The sequence below is a fragment of the Stenotrophomonas africana genome, from assembly GCF_013004645.1.
Classification (GTDB): domain Bacteria; phylum Pseudomonadota; class Gammaproteobacteria; order Xanthomonadales; family Xanthomonadaceae; genus Stenotrophomonas; species Stenotrophomonas africana.
Genome location: NZ_JABEME010000002.1, coordinates 254,046 through 264,417, shown reverse-complemented (window position 1 = coordinate 264,417; position 10,372 = coordinate 254,046). Strand labels below are relative to the sequence as shown.

The 10,372-nt window shown below is 55.1% G+C and carries 8 protein-coding genes; 6 read left to right on the top strand and 2 right to left on the bottom strand.

What is annotated here, in order from left to right; all coding sequences use genetic code 11:
• Positions 1 to 6: 6 nt before the first annotated feature.
• Positions 7 to 603: a TetR/AcrR family transcriptional regulator gene (locus tag HLA98_RS05435; RefSeq protein ID WP_057501805.1), complete on the bottom strand. Its 597-nt coding sequence runs from the start codon at positions 601 to 603 to the stop codon at positions 7 to 9.
• A gap of 71 nt (positions 604 to 674) precedes the next feature.
• Positions 675 to 971 carry a transporter suffix domain-containing protein gene (locus HLA98_RS05430; RefSeq protein WP_057501804.1) on the bottom strand — a complete coding sequence of 99 codons (297 nt, stop codon included), beginning with the start codon at positions 969 to 971 and terminating at the stop codon, positions 675 to 677.
• Positions 972 to 2,618: 1,647 nt separating this feature from the next.
• Here HLA98_RS05430 and HLA98_RS21435 point away from each other — a divergent pair.
• The 6 genes from HLA98_RS21435 (at position 2,619) to HLA98_RS05410 (ending at position 10,333) form a co-directional block, all read left to right on the top strand.
• A complete protein-coding gene (locus tag HLA98_RS21435) occupies positions 2,619 to 2,741 on the top strand; it encodes a class III lanthipeptide (protein ID WP_197718335.1) in 123 nt (40 codons plus the stop codon).
• A gap of 426 nt (positions 2,742 to 3,167) precedes the next feature.
• Positions 3,168 to 3,290, top strand: a complete 123-nt coding sequence (locus tag HLA98_RS21430) for a class III lanthipeptide (protein ID WP_197718333.1) — start codon at positions 3,168 to 3,170, stop codon at positions 3,288 to 3,290.
• Positions 3,291 to 3,392: 102 nt separating this feature from the next.
• Complete coding sequence (gene lanKC, locus HLA98_RS05425; RefSeq protein WP_057501803.1) at positions 3,393 to 6,113, top strand: class III lanthionine synthetase LanKC; 2,721 nt, start codon at positions 3,393 to 3,395, stop codon at positions 6,111 to 6,113.
• A gap of 14 nt (positions 6,114 to 6,127) precedes the next feature.
• Positions 6,128 to 7,732: an ABC transporter transmembrane domain-containing protein gene (locus HLA98_RS05420; RefSeq protein WP_080392942.1), complete on the top strand. Its 1,605-nt coding sequence runs from the start codon at positions 6,128 to 6,130 to the stop codon at positions 7,730 to 7,732.
• Positions 7,733 to 7,787: 55 nt separating this feature from the next.
• A complete protein-coding gene (locus HLA98_RS05415; protein WP_057501801.1) occupies positions 7,788 to 9,107 on the top strand; it encodes an ABC transporter permease in 1,320 nt (439 codons plus the stop codon).
• Positions 9,108 to 9,118: 11 nt separating this feature from the next.
• The gene (locus HLA98_RS05410) at positions 9,119 to 10,333 is read left to right on the top strand and encodes an ABC transporter permease (RefSeq protein ID WP_057501800.1); all 1,215 of its coding nucleotides are present in this window, start codon (positions 9,119 to 9,121) and stop codon (positions 10,331 to 10,333) included.
• Positions 10,334 to 10,372 lie beyond the last annotated feature (39 nt).

Sequence of the window (10,372 nt, the reverse complement as noted above, 5' to 3'; positions counted from 1 at the left end):
GCTCGATCATGTTTTCAGCACGTGACTCCTGAGGAAGTCGCGGACGGCTTTGGCTGACTGCTCCACATCCGCGGTCTTTTTCAACGACTGCTCAAGCCACAACCCGTTTGTCACCGTGACAATCAGTGACGCCGTGCCTTCGGGGTCGATCCCGGGTCGGACCCATCCCTCTCTAATGCCCGATTCCAGAGTAAGGGCCAGGTCCTTTCGCGTCTCTACATCCAGGTCTAGGATCTCCCGGTGACGGTCAGGATCGCGAACCAGCTCCATCCATGCATCCAGGCCGAGACCGTTGTCAGACTCCTTCCAACGCTCCTTCAGTTCCTCGGAGCTCGCCCTGGCCAGCCACTCGAGCCCTTCCCGGCTCACGAGCGCCTTGGCATCGTTTGCGTAGCTGGAGATTTCCCGAGAGACGATGGCATCGATCATCTCGCGTTTGTCCTTGAAGTAGCGGAACACTGCACCAGCACTCATCTCGGCCTGAGTGCAGATATCTTCCGTACGTGCCGCGTGAAAGCCCTTTTCGCGGAAGACGCTGGCGGCGGCCTCCAGGATCTGAGCACGGCGCTCTTCGTGGAGTTTGTCGTTACGGATTCGAGCCATTGTTTGCTTATTTCAGAACGGTATCGGGGTGGGTGGACGCTTCAGCGGCATTCGAAGTGCCAAGCCTGATACTACCGGCGTCGCCCTACCCTTACACGCGCCAGCAGCGAACGTGTTCCACTCTTGATTCGCCCCCAGTATTCTTTTCCAAGCAAGGCGACCGCGATCAGGAACAGCGCTTCGCCGAGCACCACGAGGCTGCTGATGATCAAGGCCTTGTAGGGGATGTCGAGCAAAGCGACGAAGGGAAAGGAGATCCAATAGGCGGCTACCAGCGCCAGAAGCACCAGGCCGACCTTCTTCTTGAGGGAGGAGCCGGATTGGCGGGTCTGTCGGGTACAGCCGGCTTCAGCAGTGGCGATGCGCATCGTGGCTTCCATTAATTAACGGAGTAGTTCGTCGCATAATACGCGGAATGCCAACCGGGTCAATCCTCCCGGCCGGTTCAGTCAGGATCCGTTCTGCTTCGTCTCGCATCTGGGGCGAGTTCCAACACCGCCCTAGAGTAAGGAGCCAACCGTAGAGTCCCAGTCATTGACTTGCCTCTGGCCGCCCGCCTAGGGCACCACGCTCTTCTTTCGGACGCAGGTCGAGCTTCGCTTAGTGCCATCACCAGCAGGAGACCTTGTAAGGGCAATCGCTGGCGGCTCAATGAGCGCAGGTCTTCCTCCGCATCACCATTTCCCACTTGGAAGTCAATTGCAAAGACGTGGACATCCACGGGGCAAGGCCGGCCGCATCTGAAGCAAGGCAGCTAAGCATTGATTCGACGATCAGAACAGGGGGCATTGCCACTGATCAAAGAGAGAAGTCCCGCAGTACAGCGCCTGGTATCGACGGAGCTTGATGTCCATCGCAGTGCACGCGGCCTTGTACTGCATTCACTGGCTCCTACGGGGTCCAAGGAACGAGCTCTTGTTTGAGATCAAACTCAAAGTTCAGTACGAAAAGTCCGGGCAACTTCCCGAACTCTCACGACCTCCCACGCCCAAGTCGAGGTGAGCTGCCTGATGGAACTCTGGCGCGTGCGTCAACTGCCGCCTAGGCCAATCACACTGAGCGAGATCGCGTGGCAGTTTCCTCCGAGCTGATATCCCAGGATTCACAGCTAGAGGACACGTCTAGCTACGACCTCAGGTGAAGAGCAACAGAAGATCTGATACGTATCGCCTCTCGGAAGAACAACCGTCGACACCGTTTCAACTACTGAGCAACGGAAGATCCTTGGTCAAGCTGGATTTCTCAAAAAAAGTCCAAGCACCAAGTAGGAGCAACGGCTAAAGCCGCTGCTCCCGCCACATCACCTTTCCTGCTGGTTGTTGCAGCAAGAATGGGTCGAGCTACTGCAACTATTGCCCATCAGGCCGATCGACGAGTCCATCATCAAGCGCTGCAGATTCAGTACACGGTTCATAACAACTCTCCATAGTTGCGAAAAATCCGGCGACACCATGCCGCCGGATACACACCGATCAATGCACGGCTGATCATCTGCACAGACCGGAATTTTTCAGACTGGCGGCGTCAAACAACGCGTGAGTTCCTATGCCAGCGCTTCAATGGGCGAACGGTGACAGCCCCCGTTGCCAACGTCAATACAAAATAATCAGAAAACGCACCTGTTGCTTCGCAGCAATGAGAAGTGCGAAAAAAATGTCACCCCGCAATGTTCCGGCAATGTTCTTGATCATTCGTCATCTAGACTCGGCCCAATCTTTGAAGCACCATCAAATCCAGTTGCAGTCGAACATCGTCCTTCGAACGTGATGATGCTTAGCGGACTGCACGCATTAAGGAGTATGTATCGGCATGGAATGGCCAGAGCATCCCAGTGCGCCCTGCATCAGCATGCGCACAGATCTCCGGTTGAGTAGACCGCTCCCCTATCTGCATGCAAGACCATTCCCTGCCCAAGCATCTGCGCAGCTGATCAGTCAGCCGTGCAGTACCCCGCCGACTGCCCGGCCCATGGTCGAGGTTGCTCGGAATTTCGTAGTCAACTATGGAGAGTTGTTATGAACCGTGTACTGAATCTGCAACGCCTGGCTCTGGATACCAACGTCAGCCTGATGGGCAATAGTTGCAGTAGCTCCACGCACAGTTGCTGTGACGGCAGCAGCCAGGAGCAGCAGCTTTAAAGCCGCTGACGCATGACGTGCCGCCGCTGGCTTCCTAGGTGCCTCGGCGGCACCTCAAGCACTGCCACGTCATCCGATTGATTTCCCGCAGAGGAGTACTCACCGACGCAACCGGCTCGACGCGTTGGCCGAAAGCGGTTCATCGGCGAACCTCCTATCAGAAGAGGATCCTTCAATGAATAGAGTTCTCAGCTTGCAGAAATTGCTTCTGGACAGCAGCGTATCGGCGCTCGGAAACAGCTGTACCAGCTCGCAACATAGCTGCTGCGCGACGCCTGTCGAACAAGCACGTTGATACAGGCAACCGCCAGCCGATTGTATGAATCTCAGCTGGCGATTCCATCACCTACCAGCAAGGCGCGCGCTCATCCAAGGATGATGAACTGAAGAGAGTGGCGCTCCCCTGAGACGTAGAGGAAAGCAAGGATGAATCGTGTACTGAATCTGCAGCGCCTGTCTCTAGATACCTCGTACAGCCTCTTGGGCAACAGTTCAACAAGTTCGACCCATACATGCTGCGGTCCCGCACAGGAACAGGAACTGCAGTAGGTAATAAAGAGGGCGCCGGAAATCCGGCGCCCTTCCATGACAGTACCGGCTGCCAGTGCGTGATTGAGACTGCAGGCCGATCATCTCCAAGGATAGCGTGTGATGTCAGCAGGAAACTCTACGCTGCGTGAGCTGCGGCATGTCGACAAGATCAACTTCATTGGTAGCGACGAACGCTTCTACGAACCGAACTACGAGCATTACAAGCCAACCGATGAGCTGGTATCGATCGTGAACTCGATTCTCCTGGAGCATGGTCGAGACTGGAGCATTCGACAGATCGGAGTGTGGTCCCATGTCTTGCCGCCTGCGAAGTCTGGCGTGCGCCCACTTCCATCCCAAGGCTGGAAGATCCACCTTTCAGCAATCGAGGAGAACTGTAAGCAGACTCTCCAGCGTGTTGCTGAGCTGTTGCTCCAGCGGGATGTTCAGTTCAAATTCGCCAACGACTGCCGCACCATGCGGATGATGACGTCAAAGCGCTGGCCTCGGGGTGGATCTGGAAAGTTCATTACCGTCTACCCTCACACCGATACCGAATTTAAAGAGCTAATCGAGCTTCTTTATCAGGAGGTGGGAGCGAGCATCGGATCGTACATCCTGTCCGACAAGCGCTACAAAGACAGTCGCTGCATCTACTACCGATACGGCGGCATCATCCAGGTGAACCGCCTGGACTTCATGGGAAGAATGATCCCGATGCTGGTTTCGCCATCAGGAGATCATGTACCCGATCGCCGAACACCTTACTTCGAGACTCCAGAGTGGGCGCAGGATCCCTTTACTTCCGATGAGGAGAACGCAGGAGAATTGACCCTGAACAACGGTCGCTACCTGATCGAAAGCGCCTTGGGCTTCTCGAACACCGGTGGCGTATACCTGTCAAGGGACACTTGCACCGATCAGAAAGTCGTCATCAAGGAGGCCAGACCCCATGTCGAGCTCTATGAGAACGGCGGTGATGCGACCACTCGCCTGAAAAGAGAGATGGCCAATCTGAACATCCTCGGTCCACTAGGAATAGCCCCTGCGGTGCTGGATTCGTTCTGGGATTGGGAGAACTTCTACATGGTAGAGGAGCACTTCGATGCCCTGGATATGCGGCAGATCATGCTCCAATTTTCGCCACTCATGAAGGTACGCCCATCTGCGGCGGATAGCGAAAAATTCTACGTAATGTATCGCACGATCTTTACCAACATCTTCAGAGCCGTTGATCTGGCACATCAGGCGGGGCTGGTGATTGGCGATCTGTCGCCCCCAAACATCTTGGTGAAGAGAGAATCCTTGGAAGTCCGCCTGATTGATCTGGAAGCCGCATTCCAGCCATCTCAGGGAGAGTCGGACGATATCCACACGCCTGGCTTCAGAAGCAAGATGAAGAGCAGAACAAAGGTCAGCAACATGGAGGACGATCTGTACGCAATCTCTGCAATCATGATGTACTCCATGTTCCCGATCGTGGCGATGGCGTATGTTAGAGACGATCTTTTTGACAATGTTCTCCCTACTCTTGTACGGGACATCGGCTGGGAAGGGACGCCGGTGCTCAACGTCATTCGTGATCTAGCGCAGGGACGGACCACTCTGCGGCAAGCCGAAGAAAGGCTACTGCCAAATGTCTCGATACGTGAGCCGTATGATTCGCGCGAGACCTCCTCTGAGCCATTGGGGCCGCTGCTTGAACGGCTGTCGCGATTCGTTCTGCAAAACTACCGATTGAACCCGAAGTACACGCTGTTCCCTTGCGATCCCTTTGCCCTCTCCACTAACGCAACCAGCTTGGGATTCGGGTCGTCGGGAGTAATCTACTCGCTCACACGCGCTGGCGTGGAGGTGCCGAATGAAGTGCTCGAACGACATTTTGCGGACGCAGGTCGTCTGCATGAGACCAACGCGCCGCCCGGCGTGCTGACGGGACTAGCTGGAATTGGATGGGCCCACCTGGCCATGGGTCACAATGCTGTTGGACTCAATTTCATTGATATGGCCAACAGGAGTCCAGTTCCGATGGGCCAAATCTCCCTTTACTACGGAGCAGCTGGCATCGGAATGGCAAACCTGGCAGCGTTTGTCGCTTCGCACGACTTGAACTATCTCGAATCCGCCCTAGAGCTGGGCCTGCGACTGGCATCATCTGCAGTTCGAACGGAGAACGGCATCTACTGGGAAGACGACGGCGTCATCCGGATTGGACTTGGCTACGGTCAATCAGGAGTAGCACTCTTCTTTCTTCGCTTGTCCCAAGCTACTGGTGATGCCAAGTGGCGAACCATGGGACAGCTGGCCCTGGCTTACGACCTGGCACAGGGAAGCGAGTTGGAAGCAGGTATTTCCACGTTCGCTGCGGCGCCTAATGGCGTGGCCACCTACGAACCTTACGTGGAGCAAGGCACCGCCGGCATCATTAAGGTCGCCATCAGATACGGTCTATGGGAAACAGTTGAATCTCTAGTGATGGACCTCTACCGCAAGTACTCAGGATTCCCGGGACTCATCTATGGCCTTGCCGGCTTGATTGACACTCTGGTGGATGCCTATGTGTACTCAGGGGATGCTAGGTACCTAGATCTGGCTAAGCGACCTTATGACGGCCTCACCGATATCTATGTCTTTGGTGACGACGACACAGCGGCTATTCCGGGAGAGAACCTGTTTCGTATTTCCTGCGACTACGCCACAGGTATCGCTGGAAGTATCCTGGCCTTGCATCGACTGAGTTCACCTCATCCAGATGATTTTTGTCTGGACATCTTGGACGCCAATTTTTTGAAGGCACGAGCACATCAACCGATCGTTGCCTTCGTCGAAGATCCTGCGTGAGGGTTAAGACAAAAATGAACACGCCGAGCGGCAGCAATCTGTCGGATCCTGTTCACGCCCACACACCCTGGCGTGACTTCTCACGTTTGCTAGGCGCCAACCGTCATGAGTACCTAGCGGTGACGATCATCGCTGCGACAGTTGGTGCAGTTGAAGGTCTGATACATCCTCTTCTGATCAAGGCGATTCTTGATGAGGCGTCGCTAAGGGGCGACTTCTCGCGCCTGATGCACCTAGTAATTGGCTATCTCGCGCTCGGCGTGTCACTCAATGTTGCTGCCTACGTGACGTCTCTTTGGCAGCAACGATTGGACAACCGCATTGTGAGGCGAGTCAGTGAAGATCTACTGAGCGCCTTCTACAGTGAGCGCTACGAAGATTTCCTACGAAATGGAGTTGGGTACTACGTCTCGCGAATCAGATCTGATGTAAAGGATGGCCTGTTACCAATGCTGGCCTTAGTAAGAGGAGTGGCAGTCAAGATCTCCATGTTCGTAGCGTTGGTTACCGCTCTGCTGTACATCTCCTGGCAGGCCTTCGCAGTGCTCGCCGCGCTCATCCCTGTGGCCACGATTGTCAGTCTGATTGTCGGAAAGCGTGTCAGAGCTCTTACATCTACAGAACGGGAAAAGGAAGCCGAGGTCTTAGGCGTCCTCACCAGAGCCATTGGTAGCCTCAAGATGGTTGGAACATTCGGCCTGGCAGGAAAAACGTTGAGCTCGTTCGACAGGAGCATTCACGGCCTGCTGGACACCAGCTACAACCGATTCAAGGTGGTGCGCACACTCCAAGGCGCAAGTGACTTGACGATGGTTCTGTCGGATGTGTGCTCAATATTTGTTGGCGCGCTATTCGTCTTTCAGAAGAAGATGACCTTTGGATCATTCATCGCATTCATGAATGCATTCTGGCGTGCAGCAACAACCCTCATCGCTATCTTCAAGCACTGGGCAGAGCTGCAGAGCTACGGCACCACGGTTCATCGAGTATCAACATTTCTCCAGTTGCGGGGTGCGACCGAATTTCATATTTCGGAAAGTGTCGTCCTCGATCGCGTGTCCTTCCGCTTCGGCCAAACTAGCGTTCTCCAGGATGTGTCGACAGTCATCGATCGCGGTCAAAGAGTCCTAATTTCGGGTGACAACGGATCGGGCAAAACCACGCTCGCCAACATCCTCGCGAGGCACCTACAGCCAACAAGCGGCATCATTTCACTTCCTTCAAGAATCAGTTCATCCACTCTGCCACTCGCCTTTCCGCCGCTCGCTGTGAAGGACCTTGGCATTGACATTGAGCTTCTGAAGAAATTAGCCGTCTCTTCGTCAGAAGTTCTTGAGGCTTATCCTGAGCAGCTCTCGGCAGGTCAACAGCAGAAGGTTGCCTTGGCCATGGTACTCAGTAGAGCGGCCGATCTCTATGTATTAGACGAACCACTTGCGAACCTGGATGTCGGCATCCAGCGAGCTGCCATGGAGATGATCATGACGATCACGAAGGGAAAAACACTGGTAATGATCATGCACGGCGGAATCGAGTACCGCGCCTTCTTTGATAGAACGCTGGATCTTGGATCAGCGAGTGCTTCGACCGTCGAGGACGCCGCACTTCAACAGGCGTAGTAGAGATCCGTGGGCCGTCGCTTAGAAGGCGGGACAGCAAAGGAGCGTTGCTTAGATGTTTAGCTACTATGTGAAGGTTGCTCTGCACAACGCAGCAAGGAACAAGGTCATTACTGGCTTAATGATCCTAGCGATAGCAGTTGGCATTGGAGCGAGCATGACAACCCTTACAGTCATGCATCTCCTGTCTGGAGATCCTCTTCCAGGCAAGAGTGGTGACATCTACTACCCACAGGTCGATGTGAATCCCGAGTCCAAGGGGCGAGAACCCTATGATGTTATGGACTACAAGACTGCGTTCGACCTGTGGTCCGCTAAGCAGGCGGATAGCCAGACTCTGGTGGTCTCGAATCCTGCCAAGGTTAGATCAGAGATTCCTGGCGCAGCACCGCTGATGATCTCTTCGATATCGACAACCGCAGATTTCTTCACCATGTTCGATGTACCGCTACAGTACGGGCGGACTTGGGTTGCCGAGGATGACGCACGTCGCAGTCGTGTGGCAGTGATCTCCGACCGACTTAACCAGAAGTTATTCGGCGGCCGCAACAGCATCGGTCAGAGCCTCAGGGTCAAAGATACGAATCTTCAGATCATTGGCGTTCTAGGCCCATGGCGCCCTTCCCCGCTGTTCTACAAGATCAGAGGCGGACGCTTCTCTGGCGGCGAGACCTCAGGTTTCTACGGCGCCGCGGACGACGTGTTTCTACCTCTTTCAGCTAGCCTCGAAATCAATGAGGGCGACTTCCAACCATTCACTTGCTGGGCCACCCCAGATCGCCCAGGTGTGCTGGAAGGCTCGCCCTGCGTCGCCGTTGCGCTGTGGGTAAAGCTAAGTGGTCCGCAGCGCGTTCAGGACTACGATCGCTTCCTCCGCAATTATGCTGCTGAGCAGAAGCGTTTAGGACGCATCAAACATGACGATAACACCCGATTGAGATCCTTAATGGGATGGCTGGACTTCAATCAGGTCGTACCCAGCGATGTAAAAGTTCAGACGGCCTTAGCCTTCGCCTTCCTTCTGATCTGCCTCGCAAACGTAGTCGGCCTGCTGCTCGCAAAGTTCATGAGACACAGCGGGGAGATAGGCCTCCGCCGTGCGTTGGGGGCAAGCAGACTAGCTGTCTTCACGCAATGCTTGGTCGAGGCCGGCGTAATCGGCGCCTTGGGCGGCGTACTTGGTTTGTTCCTAACGTTACTCGGCCTGTGGACGATTCGCATTCAGCCAGTCGCCTATGCCGATCTTGTCCACCTGGACACCGCAATGTTCTTGGCAACATTCGTTCTTTCTTTGCTCACAAGCCTCTTGGCGGGTGCTATCCCTGCGTATCGAGCGAGTTCCATCCAGCCAGTTGCCCAACTGAAACTGCTTTGAGGGAAGATGCCATGCAAGTTGGAATCATCGTCGCGGCGCTGAAGAAGCACAAATTGTCTACGTTCTTGATCGCTATTGAGATAGCTTTGGCATGTGCGGTTCTGTGCAACGCGATCTTCATGTTCATGGAAAAGAATCGAGCGCTCAACCTTGATAGCGGCATTCAGGAGCAATCACTTGGGATCGTCCAACTGACGGGATTCAGTGCAGAGAATGCAAATGACATCAACGCGCGTGTAATAGACGCTATCCGCGCCATTCCGGGTGTGCAGGCTGTGGGCGTCATCAGTGCCGTCCCCTTTGGCGATCCCGGTGTGCGTGCTGGTGTGAACATCGACGAGGCGCTTGAGCGCTCTGGCGGAGTGCTGGATTTCTATCTTGGGGACGCTGTGGCGCTGAAGGCCCTCGGTTTGAATGTGGTGTCTGGCCGTATGCCAGAGCCGGCCGAGTATGCGCCCATCGCGCAGTTCGTCCCGTCCAACGCGCCTGTGCTGGTGACTCGGCAATTGGCTGATCGCTATTGGCCAGGGCAAAGCGCAATTGGTCAAAGCGTGTGGGCGATGGATACCCGTTTCACTGTAATTGGTGTCGTCGACCACCTTGTCGTCTCGCAACCCGGCGGTGGAGAGGCATTGGGCAATGATTGGTCGCTCATCGTTCCAGCCGTCGCTGGGCCACAGCTCGCAGGCAGGTACTTGGTGCAAGCCAATCCGAAAGATCTTCCGCGAATTTTCGGTCAAGTGGGGAAGGTCGTATCCGCTGCCGCACCTGATGTGGTCTTTGATCAATCTGCCAGTCGCCCGGTATCCGAACTCAGATCAGACTATTTCCGCAGCGCCAAGGTCATGATGGGGCTGCTTGCCGCGGTGATCATTGCCCTTCTTGGAGCCACTGCGTTAGGCATAGTGGGCTTGGCCAGCTACTGGGTAGAGCAGCGCCGAAAGCAGATCGGTATTCGGCGCGCGTTGGGAGCCACTCGGTCGGACATTTTGCGCTACTTCCAGATCGAGAACTTCCTGATCGTCAGTATTGGCATTGCGGTTGGCGTGGCTCTTTCTTACGCGATGAATCTTGGTCTGATGCGGTTCTACGAGTTGCCTAGGCTGCCGGCAATCTACCTTCCGGTCAGTGCCATGGCACTGTGGCTGCTAGGCCAGGCCGCAGTCTTGGCCCCAGCTCTGAAGGCATCAGCAGTCACGCCTGTACAAGCTATCCGCTCACTCTGATCCATTTCCCACGTGCCGACCCTTAGTCGGCAAACGACA